The sequence below is a fragment of the Streptomyces angustmyceticus genome (genome assembly GCF_019933235.1).
GTDB classification, from domain to species: Bacteria; Actinomycetota; Actinomycetes; order Streptomycetales; family Streptomycetaceae; genus Streptomyces; species Streptomyces angustmyceticus.
Window position 1 is genome coordinate 6740893 of record NZ_CP082945.1, and the last position, 25775, is coordinate 6766667.

At 71.8% G+C, this 25775-nt stretch carries 23 protein-coding genes; 9 read left to right on the forward strand and 14 right to left on the reverse strand.

What is annotated here, in order from left to right:
* The first annotated feature begins 67 nt into the window (after positions 1 to 67).
* A complete protein-coding gene (locus K7396_RS30135; RefSeq protein WP_158101129.1) occupies positions 68 to 973 on the forward strand; it encodes a DMT family transporter in 906 nt (301 codons plus the stop codon).
* Positions 974 to 1368: 395 nt separating this feature from the next.
* Here the strand turns inward: K7396_RS30135 and K7396_RS30145 are convergent, their stop codons facing one another.
* Entirely contained in the window at positions 1369 to 2553 is a 1185-nt protein-coding gene (locus K7396_RS30145) for an FAD-dependent oxidoreductase (RefSeq protein ID WP_086718308.1), read from the reverse strand.
* Positions 2554 to 2858: 305 nt separating this feature from the next.
* A complete protein-coding gene (locus K7396_RS30150; protein WP_086718312.1) occupies positions 2859 to 3425 on the reverse strand; it encodes a TetR/AcrR family transcriptional regulator in 567 nt (188 codons plus the stop codon).
* A 227-nt stretch (positions 3426 to 3652) separates the two neighbouring features.
* Here K7396_RS30150 and K7396_RS30155 point away from each other — a divergent pair, with 227 nt between their 5' ends.
* Together K7396_RS30155 and K7396_RS30160 are read left to right on the forward strand one after the other, a co-directional pair.
* Complete coding sequence (locus tag K7396_RS30155) at positions 3653 to 4444, forward strand: SDR family NAD(P)-dependent oxidoreductase (protein WP_086718309.1); 792 nt, start codon at positions 3653 to 3655, stop codon at positions 4442 to 4444.
* A gap of 472 nt (positions 4445 to 4916) precedes the next feature.
* Positions 4917 to 5960 carry a PP2C family protein-serine/threonine phosphatase gene (locus K7396_RS30160; RefSeq protein WP_086718310.1) on the forward strand — a complete coding sequence of 348 codons (1044 nt, stop codon included), beginning with the start codon at positions 4917 to 4919 and terminating at the stop codon, positions 5958 to 5960.
* Between the two features lie 117 nt (positions 5961 to 6077).
* Here the strand turns inward: K7396_RS30160 and K7396_RS30165 are convergent, their stop codons facing one another.
* Complete coding sequence (locus K7396_RS30165; RefSeq protein WP_223660239.1) at positions 6078 to 7277, reverse strand: L,D-transpeptidase; 1200 nt, start codon at positions 7275 to 7277, stop codon at positions 6078 to 6080.
* 496 nt (positions 7278 to 7773) lie between these two features.
* Here K7396_RS30165 and K7396_RS30170 point away from each other — a divergent pair, with 496 nt between their 5' ends.
* Complete coding sequence (locus K7396_RS30170) at positions 7774 to 8763, forward strand: class A beta-lactamase-related serine hydrolase (RefSeq protein WP_223660240.1); 990 nt, start codon at positions 7774 to 7776, stop codon at positions 8761 to 8763.
* 170 nt (positions 8764 to 8933) lie between these two features.
* Entirely contained in the window at positions 8934 to 9818 is an 885-nt protein-coding gene (locus K7396_RS30175; protein ID WP_086721842.1) for a SigB/SigF/SigG family RNA polymerase sigma factor, read from the forward strand.
* A gap of 112 nt (positions 9819 to 9930) precedes the next feature.
* Here the strand turns inward: K7396_RS30175 and K7396_RS30180 are convergent, their stop codons facing one another.
* Positions 9931 to 11466, reverse strand: a complete 1536-nt coding sequence (locus K7396_RS30180) for an amino acid permease (protein ID WP_086721841.1) — start codon at positions 11464 to 11466, stop codon at positions 9931 to 9933.
* 72 nt (positions 11467 to 11538) lie between these two features.
* The gene (locus K7396_RS30185; RefSeq protein WP_223660241.1) at positions 11539 to 12480 is read right to left on the reverse strand and encodes a hypothetical protein; all 942 of its coding nucleotides are present in this window, start codon (positions 12478 to 12480) and stop codon (positions 11539 to 11541) included.
* 1023 nt (positions 12481 to 13503) lie between these two features.
* Here K7396_RS30185 and K7396_RS30190 point away from each other — a divergent pair.
* From K7396_RS30190 to K7396_RS30200, 3 genes are all read left to right on the forward strand, one after another.
* A complete protein-coding gene (locus tag K7396_RS30190) occupies positions 13504 to 14379 on the forward strand; it encodes a DUF3761 domain-containing protein (protein WP_223660242.1) in 876 nt (291 codons plus the stop codon).
* Between the two features lie 126 nt (positions 14380 to 14505).
* A complete protein-coding gene (locus K7396_RS30195; RefSeq protein WP_086716716.1) occupies positions 14506 to 15084 on the forward strand; it encodes a hypothetical protein in 579 nt (192 codons plus the stop codon).
* 256 nt (positions 15085 to 15340) lie between these two features.
* Positions 15341 to 17560 (forward strand): NADP-dependent isocitrate dehydrogenase, encoded by a 2220-nt coding sequence (locus K7396_RS30200; RefSeq protein WP_086716715.1) that lies wholly within the window; start codon positions 15341 to 15343, stop codon positions 17558 to 17560.
* A gap of 92 nt (positions 17561 to 17652) precedes the next feature.
* Here K7396_RS30200 and K7396_RS30205 read toward each other — a convergent pair whose 3' ends face one another.
* From K7396_RS30205 to K7396_RS30225, 5 genes are all read right to left on the reverse strand, one after another.
* Complete coding sequence (locus tag K7396_RS30205) at positions 17653 to 18351, reverse strand: HAD family hydrolase (RefSeq protein ID WP_223660243.1); 699 nt, start codon at positions 18349 to 18351, stop codon at positions 17653 to 17655.
* A complete protein-coding gene (locus tag K7396_RS30210; protein WP_086716713.1) occupies positions 18348 to 19091 on the reverse strand; it encodes a phosphatase PAP2 family protein in 744 nt (247 codons plus the stop codon). Before K7396_RS30210 ends, K7396_RS30205 begins: the two co-directional genes overlap by 4 nt.
* Before the next feature lie 47 nt (positions 19092 to 19138).
* Positions 19139 to 20068: a M56 family metallopeptidase gene (locus K7396_RS30215; protein WP_086716712.1), complete on the reverse strand. Its 930-nt coding sequence runs from the start codon at positions 20066 to 20068 to the stop codon at positions 19139 to 19141.
* A 139-nt stretch (positions 20069 to 20207) separates the two neighbouring features.
* On the reverse strand, positions 20208 to 20873 hold the full coding sequence (locus tag K7396_RS30220) for a DUF5134 domain-containing protein (protein WP_086716711.1): 666 nt from the start codon (positions 20871 to 20873) through the stop codon (positions 20208 to 20210).
* A gap of 124 nt (positions 20874 to 20997) precedes the next feature.
* A complete protein-coding gene (locus tag K7396_RS30225; protein ID WP_086716710.1) occupies positions 20998 to 21384 on the reverse strand; it encodes a VOC family protein in 387 nt (128 codons plus the stop codon).
* Positions 21385 to 21525: 141 nt separating this feature from the next.
* Here K7396_RS30225 and K7396_RS30230 point away from each other — a divergent pair, with 141 nt between their 5' ends.
* A complete protein-coding gene (locus tag K7396_RS30230; RefSeq protein ID WP_086716709.1) occupies positions 21526 to 22089 on the forward strand; it encodes a GNAT family N-acetyltransferase in 564 nt (187 codons plus the stop codon).
* Positions 22090 to 22116: 27 nt separating this feature from the next.
* Here K7396_RS30230 and K7396_RS30235 read toward each other — a convergent pair whose 3' ends face one another.
* The 4 genes from K7396_RS30235 to K7396_RS30250 all read right to left on the reverse strand — a co-directional run bounded on the left by K7396_RS30235 (position 22117) and on the right by K7396_RS30250 (position 25555).
* Positions 22117 to 22929, reverse strand: coding sequence for an amino acid ABC transporter ATP-binding protein (locus tag K7396_RS30235; protein WP_279627930.1), 813 nt, complete (start codon positions 22927 to 22929; stop codon positions 22117 to 22119).
* A complete protein-coding gene (locus tag K7396_RS30240; RefSeq protein ID WP_086716708.1) occupies positions 22926 to 23810 on the reverse strand; it encodes an amino acid ABC transporter permease in 885 nt (294 codons plus the stop codon). The genes K7396_RS30235 and K7396_RS30240 overlap by 4 nt, the downstream gene beginning before the upstream one ends.
* 14 nt (positions 23811 to 23824) lie before the next feature.
* Positions 23825 to 24706, reverse strand: coding sequence for an ABC transporter substrate-binding protein (locus K7396_RS30245; RefSeq protein WP_086716707.1), 882 nt, complete (start codon positions 24704 to 24706; stop codon positions 23825 to 23827).
* Between the two features lie 165 nt (positions 24707 to 24871).
* Complete coding sequence (locus tag K7396_RS30250; protein WP_086716706.1) at positions 24872 to 25555, reverse strand: glycerophosphodiester phosphodiesterase; 684 nt, start codon at positions 25553 to 25555, stop codon at positions 24872 to 24874.
* Positions 25556 to 25775 lie beyond the last annotated feature (220 nt).

Genomic DNA, 25775 nt, shown 5'->3' on the forward strand with positions numbered 1-25775 from the left:
TTTTCTGTACTGCTGCAAGCCTACTTCTGGAGCTGTATTGCATCGCCTGCCGCCTTATGGGGCCCTGATGACCGCGGCCGGTAGCTGGGGTGTAGCCACCGCCGTCGCAAAATACGCCGTGGACGGGATCGGCGCATTCACCACCCTGTTCATCGAGGTCGGTACCGCGTCGGCCGTGCTCTGGATCGCCATGCTGCGCGTCCGGCCGCGAAGAACCGTGCCGCTGCGTCACTACCTCTTTCTCGGACTGCTGGAACCGGTGGTGGCCTACGGCGCGCTCGACCTCGGGCTCCGGCGCACCGGCGCCGCGGACGCCGCCCTCCTGGACGGGCTGCAATCCGTGATGGTGCTGGTCATGGGCGTCCTCTTCATCAAGGAGGCGGTCAACCGCCGCAGCGTGGCGGGCGTCGTCGTGGCCACCGTCGGCGCCGCGCTGCTGGCCGGTGCGCATCTCACCATCGACGCGGGTATCGGCAATGCCCTCGTGCTCTTGGGGTCCCTGGGTGCGTCGGCATCGGTCATCGTCGTCAGCCGCCTCGCCGCGGACGCATCGGCCCTGGAACTCACCGCCTACCAATTCGGATTCGGATTCCTCTGCACGATTCCCGTCATGGCCGTGGTCTGGAGCACGGGTGCCGAACCCGTTCCCGGCGCCGCGCAACTGCCGCACATCGCGGCCGCCATGGCGATCGGGATCACCGGATTCGCGCTGGGCTATCTCGCATACAACTACGCAATATCGAAGGTGGCCGTCGGAGTGGCCGGCATGGCCCTCAACCTGATCCCGCTGTTCGGCGTCGTGGTCGCCGTGCTGTGGCTCGGCGAGAACCTCTCGCTGCCCAAGGTGATCGGTGGCGCGCTCATTCTCGTCGGCATTTTCCTCTTTCCCTACGACGTGGACGCCGATTCGTCACCCGTTCCCGAAACAACGGCTTCCGTGGCCGCCGCAATTCCCAAGGAGAGTCGGATGTGACGGACCGTCATACCCTCCCGGTCTATCAGCGGCACGACGCCTACTTCCGCGCACACGATCCCGCCCACCCCTTGTCTGCCCGACGACCCCGACCAGGCCCTGTACCTCTACACCGCCGAAACCGGCAGCCCGTCCGCACATGCGCTTCGCCTGCTGGGCAGTTGGTCGGCGACGGACGCCACGACCCGGGACGCCGACCGGGAGGAGGTGTGATGAGGGGCCCGGCCCCGCCCGCCGGGTCCGTCGTGTCGTACGCCGTCTCCGTGGCGTAGGCGGCTCGGGCCGGGTACGGGCGTGGCACTGCCGGCGGGCCCGGCGGCCGGGCGTCCATCTGTGCTCGGCCGGTTCCTCCTGCGGCACGTGACGGTGGTGGACGGTGGCCCGACCCGGCGTGGTTAGTCCGCGTTGCCGGTGGTGGTGCGCAGGTCGGTGTTCCAGTCCAGCTGGGCGGCCAGCGTGTCGTCGCCGGGACGCTGCGGGGGCGGTGACCCGGCGGTGCGCGGCGGGGTGCGGGTGCCGCGGGAGATCTCTCCGCTGGCGGTGATGTTGTGTTCCACGCGGGGGCGGCGGCACGCCTCGTAGAGGGAGAGCGCGCTGTCCAGGTCCGGTGCGTCCCGCAGGGACTTGGCGAGGACGACGGCGTCCTCCAGGGCCATCGAGGCGCCTTGGCCGGTCGCCGGTGAGGCCGCGTGCGCCGCGTCACCGATGAGCAGCGCCCGTCCGGAACGCCAGGGGGTGCCGGGCGGGATCTCGGTGGCGTTGGTGGCCATGATGTCGTCGCTGGAGGCCGCGACGATGCCCGCGGCGGGGGTGGCGTCCTCGCTCAGCATCGCGACGAGTCGCTCGCGCCAGCGGGCCGGTACGGGGTGCGCGAGGTCGTCGGCGGGGACGGCGTCGCCGCCGACACGGGCGAACCAGTACGTCTCCCCGTCCGGCGAGACCGCGTAGCCGAAGGCGGCGGTGCTGCCCCGCACCATGGTGATGTGCCCCGTGCCGTCCGCCGCCGGGGCGTCCTCCGGACCGCTGCGCGTGTAGCCGTAGAAGACGCTCTGTCCGGCATGGACGGGCTCCGTACCGGGCGCGATCGACCGCCGGACGGTCGAGCCGAGGCCGTCCGCGCCGATGAGCAGGTCGCCGGTCGTGGCACTGCCGTCGGTGAAACGTGCGGTCACCTCGTCAGGGCCGTTCTCGACGGAAGCCAGTCGCGCCCCGTGCGAGAGCCGGATTCCCCGGCGGAGGGCCTCGGCCTGCAGGGCGGCGTTCAACTCGCCCCGGCGCAGGCACCGGTAGCGGAGCAGCGCGTCGTCGGCCTCGCCCAGTGGCACATGGGCCAGCTGAGCGCCCTGGCCGTCGAGAACCCGCATCGAGCGCAGCGGCCAGCCGAGTGCGGTGACCACGTCCGAGGCGTCGAGTTGCGCCAGTGCGCGCATGCCGTTGCTCGCCAGGGTCAGGAACGCCCCGATGTCCGCGGCCGTGTCGGGATGCGCTTCGTGCACGGTGACGTCGAGTCCCGCTTTGTGCAGGGCCAGTGCGGTCGCCGTACCCGCGATCCCACCACCGATGACCAGAATGCGTGTCACGTACCAGTCCGCTCTTCTGCGTAGGTCCCCTCGGGCGTCCATGTCCATGATGCACCCGGTCATGGTGAAGTGGCCGTGTTCCGGGCGCCTTTGGGGACGAGGGCGGCGGCAGAGCTGACGGGTTCTGGTCCGGCTGAGCCGGCCGGTCGGCTGAGTGTGCCGCGGGGTGTCGGCCGGGCCCCGTTCACCGGCCGGCGGGGGCAGTCCGGGGGGACCGGAATCGGCGGCTCGTGCGCGGCGAGGGCGTCCGTCCGGCGGTGGCTCTCGGGCGCCCGGCCTTTCCGGAACCGGCGTCGAGGTGAGCGTCAGGCGTGCTGCGCCCCGCGTGCCAGCAACAGCAGGGCGTCGACGAGGTCCTCGGCGGGCGCGCCGGTCGCCAGGCTGCGCAGTTGCAGACCGAAGACCAGCGCGACGGTGGCGCTCGCCGGCCGCTCGGCGTCGGCTACGCCGAGACCGGTGAGGATCCGGGCGGCCAGCTGGTCGTAGGCGGTGAAGCACTGTGCCGCCGCGGTGCGCAACCGCTCGTCGCGGCCGGCCTGGACGTACAGCTCGAAGGGCGCGATGTGCCTGCTGTCGGTCCGGGTGCACCCGGCGACCTGGCCGACCGTCGCGGAGGCCCGGTCGATGTCCATCCCGTCCGTCTCGCACTGGTCGGCGAGCTCGGTGAAGCGCCGGGTCTCCTCCGCGACGAAGTGCAGCAGGCTCTCCCGCAGCATCTCGTGCTGGGTCGCGAAGTGGTACGTGACCGAGCCGAGGGAGACCTTGGCCTCCTTGGCGATCCGCCGGTTGGTGACCCCGGCGACGCCGTCCTCGGCGATGGTGCGCAGCACGGCGTCGATGATGCTCTGCCGGGTTCCGGGGGGCTTGGGCATGACGGTCATTGTGCCACCGGTGGGGCGGCGGCCGGCGGGGCGGTGCGGAGGCCGCCGGGGGCGGGGCGGAAGCCGTATGTGTCGTGGAAGGCGCTGGTCAGGCAGGGAACGGCGCTGGTCGTGCGGGGGCGGCGGGTGTGCGGGACCTTTGGTTGACGTGATCGCCCCGCCCTCATGCTGTTCGTTCGAACGAACAATTTTCGAGGGGTTTTCGAGAGGGTCGTCCCATGCGCATCGCAGGATCAACCGTTCTCCTGACCGGAGCCGTAGGCGGCCTCGGTCAGGCCATCGCCCGTGACCTGGCCGCCAGGGGGGCCGGGCTGATCCTCTCCGGGTGCCGGGCCGACGCCCTGGAGGCGCTCGCCGGCGAGCTCGGCGCCCGGGCGTTGACCGCCGACCTCGCCGACCCCGACCAGGTCGATCACCTGGCCAGGGCCGGCGCCGACGCGGACATCGTGATCGCGAACGCCGCGCTGCCCTCGACCGGCGACCTCCTCGACTACACGCCCGAGCAGATCGACCGCGCGCTGAGCGTGAACCTGCGCGCCCCCGTCATGCTGGCCCGCGCGCTCGCACCCCGGATGGTGGAGGCGGGCCGGGGGCATATCGTCCTGGTCGGCTCGATCTCCGGGAAGGCGGCCACCAAGTACTCCTCGCTCTACAGCGCGGCCAAGTTCGGGCTGCGCGGCTTCGCGCTCACCCTCCGCCAGGACCTGCACGGCACGGGCGTGGGCGTCTCACTGGTCCAGCCCGGCGCGGTGCGCGACGCGGGCATGTTCGCCGCCACGGGCGCCACCCCGCCGACCGGCGTGCGCATGGTCTCCCCGGACCAGGTGGTGGCGGGGGTCGTCCGGGCCGTCGAGCGCGACCTGTGCGAAGTCAATGTCGCGCCGGTGGAGTTGAAGGTGCTCAGCGCCATCGCCGGTCAGTTCCCCGGCCTCGCGGAGAAGGTCCAGCGCGGCTCCAGCGCCGAGCGCACCATCAGCGAGGTCGTGGCGGCCCAGAAGGGCAAGCGGTAGTCGGCCGTTGTGGTGCAGGGGGAAGCCCGCAGTAGATCGGTGATCGGCGATCGGTGGCCGGCGATCGGCGGTCGGCGGTCGTGTCCGGGTGGGGGCGGGGCCGTACGGGGCTCGGGTGATGCCGTGACCGCAAGGCGTCTCGTCTGTTGGGGTGACCCCACAGGCCGCCCCGCTGGCGCTCCCGTCAGGAGGCCCTGCAGGTCACCCCGCCTGGCGGTCCCGCACGCCGCCCCGCCGGTGCCCCCGCGTCCGCTCGGGCACCGCGCTTCCTGAGGGCGAACCCCCCCTGGGCGGCGGATCCCGGTCCGGCCCGCTCGCCCGGGATCCGGCGGCCGTAGATCCCGACAGCCTCGGGCTCACCCTCCCTCGATGAGCCGCCAGGGCGCTATGTCCCCCTTGCGTAGATATTCTGTGAAGTGTGATCGAGCCTGGACGGCCGCGGCCCCGTCGTCGCCACGGCCGGGGGAGTCTTGTGCGGCTGTCGCCGGTCATCCTGACCGTCGTCATCGCCAGCCTGGCATATGCCACTCCGCCGGAGATGGCCTTCAGTCGCCTGCTGCCCGCGGCGCCGGCCCTCGCCGCCGCCATGTGGCCGGTGCTCCCCACCGTCCTCCTGGGGACGGTGTGCCTCTTCCTCATGATCGGCCTCAGCATCGTGTTCCCCGGCCTGGGGACGTGGTGGACGGCCGCGGGGATCATCGCGGTCACCGTGGCGGCCGCGTACGGAAGCCACGTCCGGCTCCAGCGGGAGCGGACCCTCTTTCAGGTGCGGCTCGTCGCCGACGCGGCGCAGCAGGTGGTGCTGAGCCCGATGCCGCGCCGCCACGGGAGCGTCGAGATCGAGTCGCTGTACCTCGCGGCCGCGGCGGAAGCCCGTATCGGCGGAGACTTCTACGAGGTGGTCGACACGCGGTACGGGGTCAGGCTGCTCATCGGCGATGTGCGGGGCAAGGGCCTGCCCGCGGTGGGGGCGGCCGCGGCGATCGTCAACTCGTTCCGGGAGGCGGCTCACGGCGAGGCCGACCTGGTCAGCGTCGCGCGCCGGCTGGATGCCAGCAGCACCCGCTACAACGCCGCCTTTCCCCCCGAGGGGCCGATGGAGCGCTTCGCCACCGCGCTGCTCGTCGAGATCCCGCACGAGGGCGGGCGCGTCGAGATCCTCAACTGCGGACACCCTCCGCCGCTGCTCCTCAACCACGGGAAACTCCGCGCCCTGGAGTCCACCTCCCCCTCGCCGCTGCTCAACCTCGCGGAGCTGATCGGTGATCACTACACCATCGACACCTTCGACTTCACGCCCGGCGACCTGCTGCTTCTCTACACCGACGGGGTCGCCGAGGCCCGCGCCCGCGACGGCGAGTTCTTCCCGCTGGCGGCCTGGATGCGCCGACAGCCCCCGACGCCGCCCCACGAGCTGCTCGCGGCTCTCCACCGCGACCTCCTCGACTACAGCAGAGGACGCCTGGACGACGACATCGCCGCGCTCGCGGTGAGCCTGCGCGAACCCTCACCGTAGGCCCGGTACGGCCCGGATCACGGCCGTGTGGAGCCGTCATGCGCGGTGCCGTCCTACGCGGGGCGCGCGATCTTTGGTCCTGTGCGGGGGCATGGGTCGGTGTGTGCCCCGTGGCGGTCAGGTCGCGCTGCCCGCCTTCCAGTCCGCCCAGGACAGGTTCCAGCCGTTGAGGCCGTTGTCCGGTTTGACGGTCCGTTCGTCGGAGTTCTTGACCACGACGACGTCGCCGACCAGCGATTCGTCGAAGAACCACTTGCCCGGGGTGTCGCCGCCGCCGCCCTTGTTGTCGTGCAGGCCGACGCAGCCGTGGCTGGTGCCGGAGTTGCCGAACACGGACGAGGAGCCCCAGTAGTTGCCGTGGATGAAGGTGCCGGAGGACGACAGGCGCATGGCGTGCGGAACGTCCTTGATGTCGTACGAGTTCCGCTTGTCGAAGCCGACCGTGGAGCCGTCCATGCGGGTCTTCTCCAGCTTCTCGGAGATGACCATCCGGCCGTTGTAGGTGGGGTGCTCGGGGCTGCCGCCGGAGATCGGGATGGACTTGTAGGTCTTGCCGTCGCGCTTGACCGTCATGGTCTGGGTGTTCATGTCGACGGTGGAGACCTGGGAGCGGCCGATGGTGAAGGTGACCGTCTTGGACTGGACGCCGGTGATGCCCTGGCCGCCCTTCACGCCGTCCAGGTCGATCTTCATGGTGATCTTGGAGCCGGCCTTCCAGTAGTCCTCGGGCCGGAAGTCGAGGCGCTGGGCGCCGAACCAGTGGCCGACGACCTCCTGGCCGCTGCTGGAGCTCACCTTGATGTGGGACTGGACGTCCTTCTTGTTGGTGATCGCCTTGTCGAAGTTGAAGGACACCGGCATGCCGACGCCGACGGTCTTGCCGTCGTCGGGGGTGTAGGAGCCGATGAAGCTGTTGGCCGAGGAGACCGTGGTGAAGGTGGTGTTCTCGGTCGCGGAGCGGCCCTTGGAGTCCTTGGCGTTCGCGACGATCTTGTACTTGGTGCCCCGCTCCAGCTGGACGCCGGGCTTCCAGGAGGCGCCGTCGGGCGATATGGCACCGGCGACGTCCTTGCCGGAATCGGCCTCGGTGAGCTTCACATCGGTCAACTTGCCACCGGTGACCTTCACACCGGTGTCGTTGATGCTGGCGTTGGTGGCGCCGTCCTTCGACGAGACCTTGATCCTGGCGTCCGACGAGTCCCCGGCGGCGGCGCCGGCACCGTTCTTCCCGTCGTCGTTCCCGCCGGCCGAGGAGCCGTCGCCGCAGGCGGAGAGGGCCAACGCGCCCGCCGCGAGCAGCGCGGCGAGGGGCAGCATGCGGCGCGTCCGACGGCGTCGCGGCCGGCCGGGCACCTGCTGCCCGGCCGAAGGCGGCAACTCGTGGGGGAGGAGAGGCCGTTCGGGCGCGGGAGTGTGCGGTGAGGTCATGAGCTGCTCCAGACAAAGGCTGTGCAATGTGGTGGGCACGCAGGGTCCGCCGCAGCCGTCTCCACCGAAGTGACGTGGTCGCGTGCCCATCCCTTCACTGCCGTCGGGCGGACCCTTCCAGTTCACCTCGGCGATCTAAGAGACGGTCTCACCACTCCCTCTACCCGGACCCGGACGCCTTGTGCATCCCCTGGACCGTTCGTGACGTCCGTCATGGCGAACTGCCCCGCGTGCGAGGGACGCCCGGGGCGGCAAGGTCGCGTTCACCGGCGCCGCGTAGCCTCGGCCCTCCGCCGATCTTTCCGTCGCCCTTTGCCGGCCCGGACGGCGGTATCCCCTCCCCCCACTCGATGCTTCGGGCATCCCGAAAGGACAGTGATCAGATATGCGGTGGGTCTCCACCGTCACCGCTGCGGCCATAGGCGCCGGAGCGCTCGCAGGGCCGGTCGCGGCGGCCACCCCGTCCGCCGCGGCCGGGCAGCGGGCCGCGGCATCCGGTCCGGAGGTGCGCTGCACCTCCACGGACCGAGCGCTGGCCGAGAAACTCTCGCACGACATATCCCGGGCGCTGGCCGGCCGGAAGAGCATGGCGTCGCTGTCCTTCTACGACCGTCCCACGGGGACGAGTTGCACGCTGGGTGCCGCACGGCAGTACGACTCGGCCAGTGCGGTGAAGGCGGTGATCCTCGGAGCCCTGCTGTACCAGAAGGGCGGCACCCTCACCGCCAGGGAAGACGCCCTGGCGCGCAAAATGATCACTGAATCGGACAACGACTCCGCCACCGCCCTCTGGAAGGAGCTGTCCGACCTGCGGGACCCCGAGAAGCCGAACCCGGTCAGGATCCAGGAGTTCCTCGACAGGGCCGGGATGGGCAACACCGTTCTCGACAAGGAAGGTTCCTGGGGCCTCACCCAGGTCACGGCGGGCGACCTGGCCAGGCTGCTGCGCCTCTTCTCGGGCGGTGACGACTCGGTCCTCGGGAGCGGGGCCCGGACCTATGCGCTGGACCTCATGCAGCACGTCCGGCCCGCCCAGAGGTGGGGAGCCACGGCCGGCGCTCCGCTCGACTCGCTGGTCCATGTGAAGAACGGCTGGCTGCAGCGCAGCCGGAACTCCGATGTCGACGCTTTCGACCGGGGCGACTGGAAGGTGAACAGCCTGGCCGTCCTCACGGGGAACGCCTACGACTCCGGGCTGGTCGTGCTCACCGAGAACAACCGGGTCCCCGAGGGCCATCCGGCCGAGGAAGGGTGGAACTACGGGATCGACACGATAGAGGCCGTTTCCCACGCTGTGTACCGGGATGTCTATCCCGGTGCCGAACGGTACGAGCCCGGCCGGTCGCTGCGCCGAGGGGCGGCAACAGCCGGCTAGTCCAACGGCCGCGACGGGCCCGGCCGCCGCCGGTTCCGCGCCCGTCGCGGCCCCGTCCGCCACCACGATTGCCTCGCGAAAATAGTTTCCCCATGGAAAATGTTTTGGCTGGGACACAGGGGTAGGTGACGGAGCGACGCAGTGACGGGGAACAGAGAGGAGCAGCCACCATGGCGACGGCAGCGAGGCAGGTCCACACAGCTGTGACCCGCACGGAGGAGGAGGCGGCGCCCGAGTCCGCGCAGCCCTCCTTGCCGCTGGTGGACAAGGCCCAGCGGGTGGCCCCGACGGATGCCCGTCGCCTGTCGAAGCTGTTCTTCGAGCGGCTGGCGACCCTTGAGGAGGGCACGCCGGAGTACCAGTACGCGCGCAACACCCTCATCGAGATGAACCTGTCGCTGGTGCGCTACGTCGCGCGCCGCTTCCGCAGCCGGGGGCAGGAGATGGAAGACGTCGTACAGGTGGGCACGATCGGTCTGATCAAGGCCATCGACCGCTTCGACGTCTCGCGGGAGACCGAGTTCACCACCTTCTCGATCCCCTACATCACCGGGGAGATCAAGCGGTTCTTCCGCGACACGACCTGGTCCGTGCACGTCCCGCGTCGGCTCCAGGAACTGCGCGTGGACCTTGCGCGGGCCCGTGAGGAGATGGAGGGACGCGGCAACCCCGAGCCGTCCGTCGCCGACTACGCCGCCCATCTGGAGCTTGCGGAGGACGAGATCGTCGAGGGGCTGGTCGCCTGCAACGGCTATGACGCCGATTCCCTGGACCGGCCCATCGAAGCCGGTGGCGGCACGCAGCGGACCGGGCTCATTGCCGACCTGATCGGCAACGAGGACCCCGCGCTCGCCCTGGCGGAGAACCTGCAGGCGCTCAAGCCGCTGATGGCGCAGCTCGACGAGCGCCAGCGCACGCTCCTCGAACTCCGCTTCGGCGCGGAGATGACGCAGTCCGAGATAGGCAAGGAGCTCGGCCTGTCCCAGATGCACGTCTCCCGCCTCCTCACCCGTGCCTGCGCCACCCTGCGCGAAGGGCTCCTCGCCGAGAGGTGAGCCGACGCCACGTCGCCCGCGGCATCCGTGACACCCGCGGCGCGCTCGACACCCGGGAGGCCGGGCCGGAACGGATCCGGCCCGGCCTCCCGGGGGACAAGGCGGAGCGGTCCTACAGCGAAGAGGACGCCGTGGGGCCCGGCACCGACGACGGTGCCGGATTGCTGCGCGGGTGCTGGGGATTGAGGAACCACTTGCGGGCGGAGACGAACCACCAGGTGCCCGCGAAGACCAGGACGACGCCCACGGTGATCGGCGCGTAGTTGAACGTCTCCAGGGTCACCGGGCTCTGCTGGGGCAGCATGAACAGCACCGTGATGATCACGACCCAGCCGACCGCGACCAGGCCCACGGCCTTGGACCAGCGGCCCAGGTGCCAGGGGCCGCGCCGGAAGTTCTCCCCCTGGCGCAGCCGCAGCAGGGTGGGCACCACGTAGGCGATGTAGAGGCCGATCGTCGCGATGGAGGTGACGGCGGCGTACGCGGTGGTGTTGAACAGGTACGGCAGGCCGAGGACGAACGCCGCGCCGGCGGCGAGCCACACGGCGTTGGTCGGGGTGCGGGTCCCCGGGTGGAGCTTGTGCCAGACGGCGGAGAACGGCAGGGCGCCGTCGCGGGAGAAGGCGTAGATCATGCGGGAGTTGGCGGTCACCGAGGCCATCCCGCAGAACAGCTGGGCGCCGATGATGACCAGCAGCATCAGCTTGCCGGTGCTCGCGCCGAGCGCGTCCAGGAAGATCTGGGCCGGCGGCACCCCGGTGCCCGACTTCAGGGCGCCGGTGTACGACTGGATGGCGAAGGTCAGGCCGAAGAGCAGCACGAACCCGGCCGCCCAGGACACCACGATGGAGCGGACGATTCCCTTCGGCCCCTCGACCGAGGCGTTCTTCGTCTCCTCCGTCATATGGGCGGACGCGTCATAGCCGGTGAAGGTGTACTGCGCCATCAGGAGACCGATGAGCGCGACGTAGACCGCGGAGCCCCAGCCGGTGTTGTTGACGAACTCGGTGAAGACGAAGCCGGGGGACTGGTGCCTGTCGGGGATCAGCAGCAGGGCGCCGACGATCACCACGACGCCGATCAGGTGCCACCACACCGAGACGGTGTTGAAGAAGCCGACCACGCGCACGCGGAAGGTGTTCACGACGGCGTGCAGCAGGAGGATCACGCCGAAGAGCGTGATCGTGTGGGCGGGCGTGGCGGCATAGCCGAACTGCAGGTTCAGGTAGGCGTTGAGGAACGACGCGGCGCCGAAGTCGATGCCCGCGGTGACGGCCACCTGGCCGAGCGTGTTGAACCAGCCGGTGAACCAGGCCCAGGCCGGGGCGGACTTCTGCGGGGCGAGCTTGTGCGCCCAGAAGTAGAGGCCGGCGGAGGTCGGGTAGGAGGAGCAGACCTCGGCCATGGACAGGCCGACGAACAGGGTCATCAGGCCGACGAGCACCCAGCCCCACATGATGAGGGCGGGCCCGCCGGTGTTCATGCCGAACCCGTACATGGTCAGGCAGCCGGAGAGGATGCTGATGATCGTGAAGGAGACCGCGAAGTTCTGCCGCCCGGACATCGAGCGGTCCAACGTCTGGGTGATGCCGAGTTCGGCGAGGCGTTCCTCCTCCGTCTGCGTGACGCTTGGAATGTCCAATGGCATGGCTGGAGCCTCTCCTCTTGGTGGCGCGTCGGATTGCGGAACACCGTCGGTCCGGGCGGTCCCGGGGCGGCGCTAGGGCGCGGACCCCTTGACCGCCCACTTCCGGTGGCGGGCGAAAAGCTGTTGGGCGTCTCCGCAGTAGCTCCACGGCACATCCGTCGCGTACGGGCCGATGGCGTCGAAGACCTCGGCCGCCGCCCGGTGCTGGTTCGCGAAGGACATCGCGTGGGCGAGGTAGTTGGCGTCCTCGTGGAAGGCGGCGTGCGGCCGGGAAGGGGCCCGGTACGTCCACCAGTTCACCCACGCCTGCTGCGTCGACGGGTTGTCGGTCCACGGATGGACCGTCAGGCCGTACCGGTGGCCCTCCTTCTCCATCCGCATGCGGTGCGACTCGGCGAGCGCGACCAGCGGCAGCGTGTGCAGCGGCATCCCGCGCGGCACATGGGCGCACCGCTCCTGGGCCCAGTGGAACATCTCGCCGGCCACGCCGTGCCAGTCGGGGAACATGTAGGTCAGGAGCTCGTGGTGGGCCTCCCTGTTCCACGGGTCGCGCGCCTCGGCCTCCCGCCAGACGCTGTACACCGTCTCCCGCCACTGCGGGTCGCGGTCGGGGGAGTGGTAGCGCAGCAGGGCCAGCATCACGACGTAGGGCGTGGGGTCGGCCGGCAGGGCGTCGCCGGCGGCGTGGCAGGTCTCCCAGGCCTCTTCCATCTCGGGGCCGCTGCCCTGCCCCCGGGGGCGGGCCATCGAGCGCAGGGCCCGGACGGTGGCGAGGAGCGCCAGGGCGTGGGGGGAACGGGGTTCGGCCTGCGCCCAGGTGTCCGCGAAGGTGAGCCGGGCGCCGGCGCGGGCGAGCACCTGGAGGCGGAAGACGCGGCGGTCCCAGTCGGCGCCGGTCGCGGTCAGCAGTTCGCCCGCGCTCTCCCATCGGCCCATCGCGGCGTCCTCCACCGCGGAGCGCAGCCGGGAGTCGTCCCGTGCCGGATGCCGGTCGAATGCCGGTTGGCGTCTCACGGCCGCCCCGTCACAGTCTTCTCGGGCGGCAGGAGCAGGCCCTCACCGGGCGCGGGGCGGGCGTGAACAGGCACGTGTCAGGCCTCCGGTGGGGCGTCCGCCGCGGCGGAGTCCGGCGTAGGGGGGAGTACGTCGTGCCGGGCGGACGGCCAGGGGGCCCGCAGGCCCCGGACGCCCGGCGCCCTCGACGGGCGGGACGACGGTGCTGCCGGTCGTCGGGGCGGCAGCGAGGGAGGGCGGGGCGGGCCCGCACCGGCCCGGCGTCGGGGGCGAGGCGCCCGTGGGGGTTCCGGCGGGGGCAGGGGGCGGTGCCCGGGGCTCCCGGATCCGGTCCGTATCGCGTCGTCGTCTCGTGCGCAGGCGGAAGTCCGATTCGGCCTTGAGGGGCAATCACCGGAATCTCCTGTACGTGGGGATACATGTGCTGCGCAAGCGGACTGTCAACTTCGCTCATGAAGTGCCGACTAGGGAAAGCAGACTATTCACAGACGCGCGGCCGCGCACATTCCTTCGGCGATAAAAGTCATGCGAGGTGGCTTCCCGGGCGGCGTGCGACAGCGGCACGCGCTCCCCCTGTGGCCTGGTACGTACCTTCGCGGTGGGTGTGAAGGATGTGGCGGCCGACCGCCGTTCGCCATCCGCCCGTCCTTCCGGATCGGTGACCGGTGACGAATGTTTTCGCGCCGACCGGTCGTCCGCCTTGATGTCGCCGAGCCCCGGCCTGGCCCTTACGAGGCTCACCCCATGCGCGTCGGTCACGACATCGTCACAGGTTCTCCACTTCATCTCTTTCGAAGTTCAACTACTCGGTACTCTTCCTGTCTCGGACGCCTCGGGAGGAACGTGCGGGAACGGTACGTATCCCCGGAAAGGGCTCAAGTCGCCTGACAACAGGCGCATTTGATGCTCACTTCACTTCACGCTTCACCACTTGTCTCTCCGGTTCCGGCCGGGCGGCGGTTCGCGACCGCGGGCAGGGCCATGCACGCAGGGGAGTGTGCAGTCGCAAGGAAGGGGGCTGTCATGGCGGGAACCCAACGGCCGATGTCGCCGGAGGAAAAGAAGAACGCCCGGCTCGGCTGTGCGGTCGTCGCGGTCTTCGTGCTGCTCGTCGGCGGGTGCGTCAACCTGGTGAGCGGCGGTGACGACGAGGCGAAGTCGGTCACCACCTCGGCGGCCGAGTCCGCGGCCACGTCGGCCGCCACATCCGCGGCCGCGTCCGTCCCCGACGGCTCCGACGCCACCGAGTCGCCCGACGCGTCCGACGCGTCCGAGGAGCCGAGCGAGGCCGTCACGGTGCCGGACTACACCGGGCGGAACCTCCAGGCGGCGCAGGATGCCGCGCAGCGCAAGGGCATCTACCTGCTCAAGAGCCGCGACCTGTCCGCCCGGAACCGTATGCAGGTGTGGGACCGGAACTGGCAGGTCTGCGAACAGGAGCCGGCCGCCGGGTCCGTCATGCGGGACGCCGAGACGCTGACGTTCGCCGTCGTGAAGACCGATGAGAGCTGCGACGAACCCGACACGACGGGGGACACGGGCGGCGACGGCGCGTCCGGGCCCACGGAGGAGCCGACCGGCGCCGGCGGCTCCGTGACCTCCGGAGGCTCGTCCTCCTCGGGCGGGTCCGCGGCTTCTGGTGGCTCCGGTGGTTCCGGTGGTTCCGGTGCGGACGACGGAGGTTCTTCCGGCGGCTCCGCGTCCTCCGGAGGTTCCGGTTCCTCCGGAGGGTCGGCCTCCGGTGGCGGCGGCAGTTCCACGAGCGGCGGCGGTGCGCAGGCTCCGGCCGGCGCCTCCGCGCAGTGCAACGACGGGACGTACAGCTACAGCCGGCACCGGCGCGGCACCTGCAGCCATCACCACGGGGTCGCCGTCTGGCTGCGCAGCCTTCCGGCCTGAGCGGTCGCCCCGGCCGGGGGTGACGGGCCGGAGAAGGTGCGCGGCACAAGCGGCACGCGACCGTACAACCTTCAACGGCTATGAGCGGTCTTCACCACACCATCACAGATGCAAGGGGGATTGTTCATGTCTCACTCGCAGCATCCCGCACCGTTCGGACCGCCGCCCCACCCCTTCGGCCCGCCGCCGGTCGCGCAGCCGCCGAAGAAGAAGCACGCCGCACTCAGGATCGCCGTGGGCGTGGTCTGCGCGTTCATCGTCTTCGGGCTGGGGGCCGCGGTCGGCAGCGGCGGCGACGGCACCAAGAAGGCCGCGGCGAAGCCCGCCCCCACCGTCACGGTCACCGTCACCGCCCAGGCGGCCAAGGCCGCGGCGGAGAAGCCGAAGAGCGCGGCGAAGCCCGCGGAGAAGGCGAAGAGCGCCGCACAGCCCGCGAAGGAGCCGGACGCGCCCGCGGGCCCGGACACCACGGTTGGTGAGGGCAGCTACCTCGTGGGGGAGGACATCGCCGCCGGCATGTACAAGACCGCAGGTCCGGACGCCTCCGGCAGCCCGCTCTGCTACTGGGAGCGCGCCAAGGACTCCAGCGGCGAGATGGACAGCATCATCGCCAACGACACCCCCCAGGGCCCGGCCCGCGTCACCGTCAACAAGGGCGAGACATTCAAGACCAACGGCTGCAAGGAGTGGGTGAAGGTCGGCTGACCGGCCGTACAGGGCAGGGCGCGGCGCCTTCGGGGCCGAGCCCTGTGCCGTCGCTCCGGGCCGTGGCGGCGGTGCCGCGCCGTGAACGGGCCGCCCCCGCCACCCCGCCCCGCCGAACCGCAGGCCGGTTTGCACCCTTATGGGGCGTGCGGAACCATTTCCTCCGCTTTTGCCGGGGCGGGGTCCTGTCGAGAGGGGGGCGGTCACGAGATATCTTGATGTCGAGCAATGTTGCAGACGTGGAGCGGAGCACCCGGTGACTGACTCGACCATCATCTACACCCACACTGACGAGGCCCCGGCCCTGGCGACGTATTCGTTCTTGCCTGTGATCCAGGCATACGCGTCGACGGCCGGTGTCAGCGTGGAGACCCGTGACATCTCCCTGGCCGGTCGCATCATCGCGAGCTTCCCCGAGTTCCTGGAGGAGGGCCAGCGCATCGACGACGCCCTCGCCGAGCTCGGTCAGCTGGCCAAGACTCCCGGCGCGAACATCATCAAGCTGCCGAACATCTCGGCCTCGATCCCGCAGCTCAAGGCCGCGATCGCCGAGCTGCAGGAGCAGGGCTACGCGCTGCCGGCCTACCCGGACGACCCGAAGACCGACGCCGAGCGCGACGTCCGCGCCCGTTACGACAAGGTCAAGGGCAGCGCCGTGAACCCGGTCCTGCGCGAGGGCAACTCCGACCGCCGCGCGCCGGCGTCGGTCAAGAACTACGCCAAGGCCAACCCGCACCGCATGGGTGCCTGGACGGCCGAGTCGAAGACGAACGTCGCCACCATGGGCGTCGACGACTTCCGCTCCACCGAGAAGTCCGCGGTCGTCGACCGGGACGGCTCGCTGCGCATCGAGCTCTCGGGCGACGACGGCTCCACCACCGTCCTGCGGGAGTCGGTACCGGTCCTCGCGGGCGAGGTCGTCGACGCCTCCGTGATGCGAGTGGCCGCGCTGCGCGAGTTCCTCACGGCGCAGGTGGCCCGGGCCAAGGCCGAGGGCGTGCTGTTCTCCGTGCACCTCAAGGCCACGATGATGAAGGTCTCCGACCCGATCATCTTCGGCCACGTGGTCCGCGCCTTCTTCCCGAAGACGTTCGCCCGGTACGGCGAGTCGCTCGCGGCCGCCGGCCTGACCCCGAACGACGGCCTCGGCGGCATCTACAAGGGCCTGGAGTCGCTGGCCGACGGCGCCGAGATCAAGGCGTCCTTCGACGCCGAGCTCGCCGAGGGCCCGGAGCTCGCCATGGTCGACTCCGACCGCGGCATCTCCAACCTGCACGTGCCGAGCGACGTCATCGTCGACGCCTCCATGCCGGCCATGATCCGCACCTCCGGCCACATGTGGGGCCCGGACGGCGCGGAGGCCGACACCCTCGCGGTCATCCCGGACAGCTGCTACGCCGGCATCTACCAGGCCGTCATCGACGACTGCCGGGCGAACGGCGCCTACGACCCCTCGACGATGGGTTCGGTCCCGAACGTCGGCCTGATGGCGCAGAAGGCCGAGGAGTACGGCAGCCACGACAAGACCTTCGAGATCCCGACCACGGGCACCGTGCGGGTCCTCGACGAGAACGGCGACGCCGTGCTGGAGCAGGTCGTCGGCGCCGGTGACATCTTCCGCATGTCCCAGACCAAGGACGCCCCGATCCGCGACTGGGTCAAGCTCGCCGTCACCCGCGCCCGCGCGACCGGCGACCCGGCGGTGTTCTGGCTGGACGAGACCCGGGCGCACGACGCGCAGCTGATCGCGAAGGTCAAGGCCTACCTGCCCGAGCACGACACCGAGGGCCTGCAGATCGAGATCCTGTCGCCGGTCGACGCGATCACGTTCTCCCTGGAGCGCATCCGCCGCGGCGAGAACACCATCTCGGTCACCGGCAACGTGCTGCGCGACTACCTCACCGACCTGTTCCCGATCCTGGAGCTGGGCACCAGCGCCAAGATGCTGTCGGTCGTCCCGCTGATGAACGGCGGCGGGCTGTTCGAGACGGGTGCCGGCGGCTCCGCGCCCAAGCACGTCCAGCAGCTGGTCAAGGAGAACTACCTGCGCTGGGACAGCCTGGGTGAGTTCCTGGCGCTCGCGGTCAGCTTCGAGCACCTCGCACAGAAGACGGGCAACGCGCGCGCCCAGGTGCTCGCCGACACCCTCGACCGTGCCACCGGCACCTTCCTCAGCGAGAACAAGTCGCCCAGCCGCAAGCTCGGCGGTATCGACAACCGCGGCAGCCACTTCTACCTCGCGCTGTACTGGGCGCAGGAGCTGGCGAAGCAGACCGACGACGCCCAGCTCGCGGAGGCGTTCGCGGCTCTCGCCAAGACGCTGACCGAGCACGAGCAGGCCATCGTCGACGAGCTGATCGCGGTGCAGGGCTCGCCGGCCGACATCGGCGGCTACTTCCAGCCGTCCGTCGAGAAGGCCGCGGCGGTCATGCGCCCGTCGACGACCCTCAACCAGGCCCTCGCGACCCTCGGCTGACGCGAGCGCGCGGAAGGTCCTTCCGCCCCGGCCGGCACCCGCCGGCCGGGGCGGTTCCGTTTCTCCGGGCGAAGGCGGCGCGCCCCGCCCCCTCAGCCCACGAGGTCCAGCACCGGCCGCAGCCCGTCCGGGCGCCGGTCCACCGGGAGCGGGTCCACCGGCAGGAAGGAGCAGCCGACCGCCGTGGCGCCGCCGTCCGCCCTGCGGTCGTCGCCGACCATCAGCACGGCGGACGGATCGAGCCCCAACTCCCGGCAGCCGAGGGTGAAGAGCCGGGGGTCCGGCTTCTGCAGGCCGTGCTCGTAGGACAGCACACAGCGGTCGACGTGGCCGGCCAGACCGTGGGCGCGCAGCACCGGCCGCAGATCCCAGCCGATGTTGCTGAGGACGCCGGTACGGACCCCGCGCCGGTGCAGCTCCGCGAGCACCTCGGCGGCGTCGGGGTAGGGCTGCCAGGCCGCCGCCGCCCGGGAACGTTCGTAGAGCGCGTCGTACAGCTCCGGATCGGGGAGCGGGACCTGGCGGGCCAGCCCGGTGTACAGCGCCCGGTGGTGGCGGGCGTCGCGGTCCCGGATCTCCCACAGCCCGGCCAGGGCGGCGGGCAGCTCGACGGGCGGGGAGCCGCCCGGCAGCGCGCCGGCCCGTTCCAGCGCGGCCGCCGAGCGGACGAGCTCGGCGTCGTCCATGGCCGTGCCGGACGCGGTCAGCGCCGCACGCAGCCAGGACTCGGCGGACTCGATGCGCAGCAGGGTTCCGGAGAAGTCGAACAGCACACCCTCGATCACCGTCATGAGCGCCATCCTGCCCGCCGTGCGGTGCCGGGCCAAGACGGCCGGGACGCCAGGGCGCCGTGGACCGCGGCCGATCCGGCCACCAGGGCCCCGCCCAGCAGCCAGCCCCCGACGACGTCCGACAGCCAGTGCACGCCCAGGTAGACCCGGGTGAAGCCGACGCCGACGACCGAGAGCACCACCACGGTCCGGGCCGTCCATCGCCACAGCGGCCGCGCCCCGGTCCGCCGCAGCAGCCACAGGACCAGGGCACCCGCCACCAGCGCGGACAGCGCATGCCCGGAGGGGAACGCGGTGTAGTGCGCGAAGGCCACCGGGTCCGGCCAGACGGGGCGGTCCCTGCCGACCACCGCCTTCACCGCCTGCTGCAGCCCCGTCCCGAGGAGCGCGGTGGCCGCCACCCACAGGGCGAGCCGGCGCTCCCCGCGCCGGACGAGCAGACAGACCGCCGCCAGAAGCACCGCGCGCATCGTCCACGGGTCCCACACCCAGTCGCTGAGCACCCGGTTGAGGCGGGTCCAGCCGGGCTCGGTGACGGCCGTCCGGTGCAAGGTGCCCGCCACGGAGGCGTCCAGGGACATCAAGGGACCCCACCGCAGCACGACGAGGGTGAGCAGCGCGCCGAAGAGGAGCGCGCAGAGCACGGCACAGGGGAGGGCGGGGAGGCGAGGGACGGATGCCCGCCGGCCGGGGTCTTCCTCGGCGGACGTACGGGCGGTGGGAAGGGGCGTCGAGGACATGGGCCGATCCTCGCCGATGACCGGCGCCCCTCGCGAGGGGCCACGCCCTACGTCAGTGCGCGCAGGCCCGGGATGAAGGCGACCAGCAGCGGGACGGCCGGTACCAGCGTCGCCACCGCCGTCATCCGGAGCCGGCGGCCGGGGGTGAAGCGGGGTGCGGGGGACAGCAGCCGGTCCACCCGCTGGGGGACCTGCGCGAGTTGCGTCGGACAGGGCCCGAACACCCCGCGGTCCTCGTTGAGTTCGACCAGGGCCAGGGCGATCGTCAGCCGGCCGAAGCGGCGCGAGGCCACGTCGTCGGCGGCCAGCTCGACCAGCCGGTGCACCTGGTCGCGGAACGCGGCGAAGACCGGGATCTGCGGGAAGCCCACGGCGAGCGCGGAGGCGCTGTACAGCAGGAGATCGTGCCGGGCCCGCGCATGGCCCTGCTCGTGGGCGATCAGCGCATCGAGCTGACTGCCCTTCAGGCGCCGCAACGCCGACGTGGTGACGACCAGTTGGGAGTGGGCCAGCCACCATGCCTCGGGGCGGTCGCCCTCCAGGACGACCAGGCGCTCGGCGCGGGGCTCCTCGCCGGGCAACAGCGGTGCGCGGCGCAGGAGTTCGGCCCGGCGCTGCCGCCGCCGGGCGCGCGCCGCCCGTACCTCGCGGGTCAGCGCGACGGCCGTCCAGGCCCCGCCGCACGCCAGGAGCAGCGCGAGCACCCCGGCCCACGGCCCGTGCCCCTGGAGCGCGTACGCCTCGACGACCACCCGGGGGGCGAAGCCGAACACCGGGCTGCGGACGGTCTCCCAGGCGGCGGACGCGCTCAGCGACATCGCGAGCACACAGCACAGCAGGACACCGGCCACCACGCACTGCCACACCCACAGGGCGAGCACCGGCTCCCGGTCGGGCCAGTCGGAACGGGCCATCAGCCGTGGCGCCATTGCCGCGGCCAGCACGCCGAGAACCATCAGCGTGAGAGGGACCATCATGGCGTCAGCCTATGAGCGGACGGCTACCCGTTGGTACGGCCGCGCCGCGGATGTGACGTATGCCACCCGGGTCAAGGGTGCGGGCCGCCGGACCGCCGCCCGTCGCCGCGCGGCCGTACGGAAGCGCCGCGCCCGCAGCTCACAGAGCCAGCAGCATCGCCAGCATGCCGATGCCCATCGCCACCCGGCAGGCCCGCAGCACCCCCGGCGGCCCGAGGTCCGCCGGCGCGCCCGGTCCGGTGGCCGCCTCCGTCCCTTCGGCCGCGGGGTCCGCCGCCCGGACGCCCGCCGGCACCAGCCGGACCCCGGCGGCGATCACGTACACCGTGTAGTAGGCGAGCAACAGGCCCGTCAGCAGCGGCACCCCGCCCGGCCCGCCGTGCCCCATCCCGCTCATCCCGCTCATCCCGCTCATCGCGCCCATCGCGTCCGGCGAGGCCACCGGCCCCGTCGCGTCCGCCCGGCCCACCGCGGACGCCGGGCCCGTGTGGTCCGCCGGCACCGCCATCGCCAGCGCCATGTACGCCATGGCGAACGTGCCCACCGCGTGGTGCGGATGCCGCCGCGCCAGCGCCCACACCCCGGCCGTCGCGTAGACCGCGGTGAACACCCACGACGACCACTGAGGCGGCGTCACCGCGGACGCGGGCAGCGCCATCGCCGCCATGCCCAGCGCCATCAGCCCTTCGCCGCGGGCGTCGCCCCGGTGCGCGGCCGGGCCGGTGCGCGCGCGGACGAGGCAGTACGCGGCGGCCCCGGCGCACAGCAGCACCAGCAGCCAGCCGACCCACACCGGTTCGTGCACGGCGCACCTCCCCGAGTACCGCCTGCCGCACGGATCGGGTGCAGAATGCCCGCCCTGTGCCCGGCACACGGGAGCGCACGGACGCACGGCGGGGGAGCGCGGGTTGGGTGCGCCGCGAGGCCCCTCAGGGCCGGTATCGCAGCGGATGGTCCGCCGGGACCTCCGTCAGCACGATCCGGTGGCCGTCCGGATCGGCGATCCACATCTCGATGAGCCCCCACGGCTCCTGGACGGGTGGCCGCAGCACCTCGACCCCGTGCGCCAGCAGCTCCTCGTGCGCCGCCGCGGCGTCCGCCACCTGGAGCCACAGCTGGAGGGTCCCGGTGGCCGGGCTCGCGGCGCGGCCGGAGACCTCCAGGAAGCCGCCGCCGAGGAAGTAGACCGTGCCGCGCCCGGGTCCGGTACCGAATTCCCGGTAGATCTCCAGCCCCAGCGCCGTGCCGTAGAACGCCCGCGACCGCTCGGGGTCGGACGGCCGCACCAGCACCCTGCTGCTCAGTACGTGCACCATGCCAGGACCTTACGCCGTCCCCCGCGCGCCCTCGGGGCGCCGCCGCCGGAAGTCCGTGCCGAACGGCCCTGACACGCCGCACATGCCGCTTGTTAGCCTCCGTGCAGCCCTTTGTCCGGCCCTGAGAGGACTGTGCGCACCATGCCCACCGGCGAGCTGACCTTCCGTACCGCCCACGACGCCGACATCCCCGGTCTCGTCGACCTCATCGAGTCGGCGTACCGGGGCGACGCGAGCCGGGCCGGCTGGACGACGGAGGCAGACCTGCTGGAGGGGCAGCGCACCGACCCGGACGGCGTCGCCGCCGTGGTGCGGGCCGAGTCCGGCCGGCTGCTGGTCGCCGAGCGGGACGGCGCCCTGATCGCCTGCTGCCAGCTCGAACACCGCGGGGACCACGTGTACTTCGGGATGTTCGCGGTGCGCCCGCAGCTCCAGGGCGGCGGCCTCGGCAAGGTGATCATCGCGGAGGCCGAGCGGACCGCCCAGGACCTCTGGGGCGCCCGCGAGATGCGGATGACCGTCATCCGGCAGCGCGACGAGCTGATCGCCTGGTACGAGCGCCGCGGCTACCGGCGGACCGGGCGGCTCACCCCGTTCCCGTACGGCGACGAGCGCTTCGGCATCCCGCAGCGCGCCGACCTGGAGTTCGAGCTGCTGGTCAAGCCACTCGGCCAGGAGGCGACGGGAAGGCCGGTCGCCTCCTGACCGCTCGGCGCCGTCCCGCCCGGATGTTCAGAGCCGGCCCGCCTCGATGATCCGCCGCAGGAACTGCCGGGTGCGGTCCTGCCGCGGGTCCCCGAAGACCCGCTCGGGCGTGCCGCGTTCCACCACCACCCCGCCGTCCAGGAAGCACACCTGGTCGGCGACCTCCCGCGCGAAGCCCATCTCGTGCGTGGCGATGACCATGGTCATGCCCTCCTCCTTGAGGTCGCGGACCACGCCGAGCACCTCGCCGACCAGCTCCGGGTCGAGCGCCGCGGTGATCTCGTCGAGCAGCAGCAGCCGGGGCCGCCCGGCCAGCGCCCGGACGATCGCGACCCGCTGCTGCTGGCCGCCGCTGAGCCGGTCGGGGTACTCCCCGGCCCGCCCGCCGAGCCCGAGCCGCTCCAGCAGCTCGCGGGCCCGCGCCTCCGCCTCGGCGCGCGGCACCCCGTGCACCCGGCGGGGCGCCAGCGTGATGTTGTCCAGCACGGTCATGTGCGGGAAGAGGTTGTACGCCTGGAACACGACGCCGATCCGGCGGCGCACCGCGTCCACGTCGGCCCGCGGGTCGGTGATCTCCGCGCCGTCCAGGAAGATCGCGCCGTCGTCGATCTCCTCCAGCAGGTTCGCGCAGCGCAGCAGCGTGGACTTGCCCGACCCGGAGGCGCCGATCAGCGCCGTCACGGTGTGCGGGGCCACCGCCAGATCCACGTCCCGCAGCACGACCGTGCCGCGCCCGTACGTCTTGCGCACGGACTCCAGCCGCAGCACCGGGCCGTCCCCGGGCGCCGCCTCGCCGGCCGGGCCGGCGGCCGGCCGCGGGGTGTCGTCGGTGGTGCTCATACCAGTCCTCCCTGGGCGCGCCGGCGGTCCATGCGGGCCGTCACCCAGTCCGTGCACCGAGTCATGGGGATCGTGAGCGCCACGAAGACGAGCCCGGCCACGACGTACGGCGTGAAGTTGAAGTCCTTGCCGGCGATGATCTGGGCCGCGTAGACCGCGTCCACCGCCCCCGCGATCGACACCAGACCGGTGTCCTTCTGCAGCGAGACCAGGTCGTTCAGCAGCGGCGGCACCACCCGCCGCACCGCCTGCGGCAGCACCACGAACCGCAGCGCCTGCCCGCTGGTCAGGCCCAGCGACCGGGCCGCGGCCCGCTGCGAGGGGTGCACCGATTCGATGCCCGCCCGGAAGACCTCGGCGACATAGGCCGAGTACGTCAGCACCAGCGCGGAGCCGCCCAGCAGCACGGGGTCGGTGGTCACGCCCCGCAGTCGCAGCGCCGGCACCCCGAAGACCACCATCAGCAGGCAGATGATCAGCGGCAGTCCGCGGAAGAAGTCGGTGTAGGCGGTGGCCAGGGCGCGCAGCGGGAAGAACACCGGGCCGCGCAGCGTCCGGGCCACCGCCAGCAGCAGCCCGAGCACCAGCACCGCCGCCCCGCACACCACCAGCAGCCGCAGGTTCAGCAGCAGCCCGTCCAGCACCTTCGGCAGCGCCTTGGCGGCGTACTCGGCGCTGAAGAACGTCTCCCGGGTCCGCGGCCAGCCGGGGGAGCGGGTGATCACGAGGTAGAGGACGGCGGCCGTGACCAGGGTGCTCAGCGCGGCGACGGCGGTCGCGCGCCGGGTCCTGGCGCGCCGGAAGCGCTCCCGCTCGATCCGCCGCCGTGAGGGCACGTACCCGTCGTCGGCCCCGTCCCGGGCCGTCCGGAGTTTCGACACACCTTCTCCGTACGTCACTTGAGCACCGGGACGGACACGGCGTCGGTCAGCCACTTCTTCTCCAGCGCGGCGAGGGTGCCGTCCTTGCGCAGCGCGTCGACCGCGGCCGTCACACACCCGGTGATCCGGCTCTCCCTGTCCAGGACCAGGCCGAACTGTTCGTGGGCGGCGCCGGTGTCCGCGAACTGCCCGGCCACCTCGGCGTTCTTCACCTCGGCCGAGGTGATGTAGAAGGCCGTCGGCAGGTCGGTGAGGATCGCGTCGACCTGGCCGTTCTTCAGCGCGCTCTTGGCGAAGTCGTTCTTCTGGAACACGGCGGGGCGCTGCGCCGGCCGGACGGTGTCGTTGACGACGTCCAGGCTGGTGCTGCCGACCTGCGCGCCGAGCTTGAGGCGCCGGAGGTCGGCGATGCTCCTGGCCTTGGCTGCGGGGGAGCCCTTGAGGGCGACGACGGCCTGGCGCACGTCGTAGTAGCCGGAGGAGAAGGCGACGGCCCGCTTGCGGGCGGCGCTGATGGAGATCTGGTTGATGTCGAAGTCGAACTTCTTCGCGCCGGGCGCGAAGGCGTTGTTGAACGGCACGGTCCGCCAGTCCACCGCGTCCTTGCCGTAGCCCAGCCGGCGGGCGACGGCGTAGGCGACGGCCGATTCGAAGCCCTTGCCACTGGCCGGGTCGTCGTCGTGGAACCAGGGCGCGTAGGCGGGCTTGTCGGTGCCGACGGTGAGCCTGCCGTGCGCCACGGTGGCCAGTTTGCCGCGGTCACAGCTCTGTTGACGCGGTCCGGCGGCGCCCGGACCGCCGGGGGACGCGTCCTGCGGGGCACAGCCGACGGCCGCGGTGAGCAGCGCGGCGGTGGCGCAAGCGGCAAGTCTGAGGGGGCGGTTGGCGAGGCGCATGGCGGGAGAGTGGCAGTGCCCGAGCCCGTCTGTCGAGATCACCGGGGGAAACGTCCGCATGCTGGGATCACATTGCGGCGCTGTGACATGCGCGTTTCCCCGCAGATGGGGGTGGGGGCCGAGGAATCGGCGCGCCCCACCCGGCTCATCCCGTCCGGTGCCGCCTCACGCCGTGAAGCGGACCGCCCGCCGGATCTCCGGCTGGTCGGTCACCACGCCGTCCAGCCCGAAGCCCCGCGCGAGGCGCAGCTGGTCGTGGGTGTTGACGGTCCAGCCCACGACCTTCAGCTGTGCGGCATGCGCCCGCTCGACCAGTTCCAGGGTGAGCCGGCGGATGTTCAAGGAGAGCATCGTGGCGCCGACGGCCTGCGCCCGGTCGACCACGTCCGCGCCGTACCTGCTGGCGACCAGCGCGGTGCGCACACCGGGCAGCAGGGTCCGGATCGCGGCCAGCGCCTCGTCGTGGAAGGAGATCACGTCGACCCGGCCGACCAGATCGCGCGACCGCATCACCTCGGCCAGCGCCTGCGCGGCCGCCACGTCCTTGATCTCGGCCTGCAGCGGCGCCCGGACCGCCGCCACGACCTCCTCGAAGACGGGGATGCGCTCGCCCCGCCCGGCGTCGAGTTCGCGGAGTTCGGCGAGGGTGCGCTCGGCGATCGGGCCGGCGCCGTCGGTGGTGCGGTCCACGTCCGCGTCGTGCATCACCACGAGCGCGCCGTCCTTGCTCAGGTGCAGATCGAGTTCGATGACGTCGAGGCCCTCGTGCTCGGCGCGCACGAAGGACCGCAGGGTGTTCTCCGGCTCCACGCCCATCATCCCGCGGTGTCCGATGGTGAGAAAGGACAAGGCTGCCTCGCTTCTGTCGGCTCGGTGCTGGTGTCGGCTCCGTACACGTGCCGACCGTCGGGTGTCGGCAACGGCGCTACGAAATGGCGCACAGCCTAACGGGACCGACCGGCGGAAATCGGGCTGCCGGACCGGACCGCGGTGTGTCCAGTACGGGTACCCGCCATATCCGGGTTCAGACCGTCTCACCCTCGCGTGGGCGAGTCCTCGGGGCGCTGAC

Bases quoted from the DNA above. Each gene is read 5' to 3' on its own strand.
- K7396_RS30135 (WP_158101129.1), top strand. From the start codon at position 68: ATGACCGCGGCCGGTAGCTGGGGTGTAGCCACCGCCGTCGCAAAATAC.
- K7396_RS30150 (WP_086718312.1), bottom strand. From the start codon at position 3,425: ATGCCCAAGCCCCCCGGAACCCGGCAGAGCATCATCGACGCCGTGCTG.
- K7396_RS30155 (WP_086718309.1), top strand. From the start codon at position 3,653: ATGCGCATCGCAGGATCAACCGTTCTCCTGACCGGAGCCGTAGGCGGC.
- K7396_RS30165 (WP_223660239.1), bottom strand. From the start codon at position 7,277: ATGCTGCCCCTCGCCGCGCTGCTCGCGGCGGGCGCGTTGGCCCTCTCC.
- K7396_RS30170 (WP_223660240.1), top strand. From the start codon at position 7,774: ATGCGGTGGGTCTCCACCGTCACCGCTGCGGCCATAGGCGCCGGAGCG.
- K7396_RS30175 (WP_086721842.1), top strand. From the start codon at position 8,934: ATGGCGACGGCAGCGAGGCAGGTCCACACAGCTGTGACCCGCACGGAG.
- K7396_RS30180 (WP_086721841.1), bottom strand. From the start codon at position 11,466: ATGCCATTGGACATTCCAAGCGTCACGCAGACGGAGGAGGAACGCCTC.
- K7396_RS30190 (WP_223660242.1), top strand. From the start codon at position 13,504: ATGGCGGGAACCCAACGGCCGATGTCGCCGGAGGAAAAGAAGAACGCC.
- K7396_RS30195 (WP_086716716.1), top strand. From the start codon at position 14,506: ATGTCTCACTCGCAGCATCCCGCACCGTTCGGACCGCCGCCCCACCCC.
- K7396_RS30205 (WP_223660243.1), bottom strand. From the start codon at position 18,351: ATGACGGTGATCGAGGGTGTGCTGTTCGACTTCTCCGGAACCCTGCTG.
- K7396_RS30210 (WP_086716713.1), bottom strand. From the start codon at position 19,091: ATGTCCTCGACGCCCCTTCCCACCGCCCGTACGTCCGCCGAGGAAGAC.
- K7396_RS30215 (WP_086716712.1), bottom strand. From the start codon at position 20,068: ATGATGGTCCCTCTCACGCTGATGGTTCTCGGCGTGCTGGCCGCGGCA.
- K7396_RS30225 (WP_086716710.1), bottom strand. From the start codon at position 21,384: ATGGTGCACGTACTGAGCAGCAGGGTGCTGGTGCGGCCGTCCGACCCC.
- K7396_RS30230 (WP_086716709.1), top strand. From the start codon at position 21,526: ATGCCCACCGGCGAGCTGACCTTCCGTACCGCCCACGACGCCGACATC.
- K7396_RS30235 (WP_279627930.1), bottom strand. From the start codon at position 22,929: ATGAGCACCACCGACGACACCCCGCGGCCGGCCGCCGGCCCGGCCGGC.
- K7396_RS30245 (WP_086716707.1), bottom strand. From the start codon at position 24,706: ATGCGCCTCGCCAACCGCCCCCTCAGACTTGCCGCTTGCGCCACCGCC.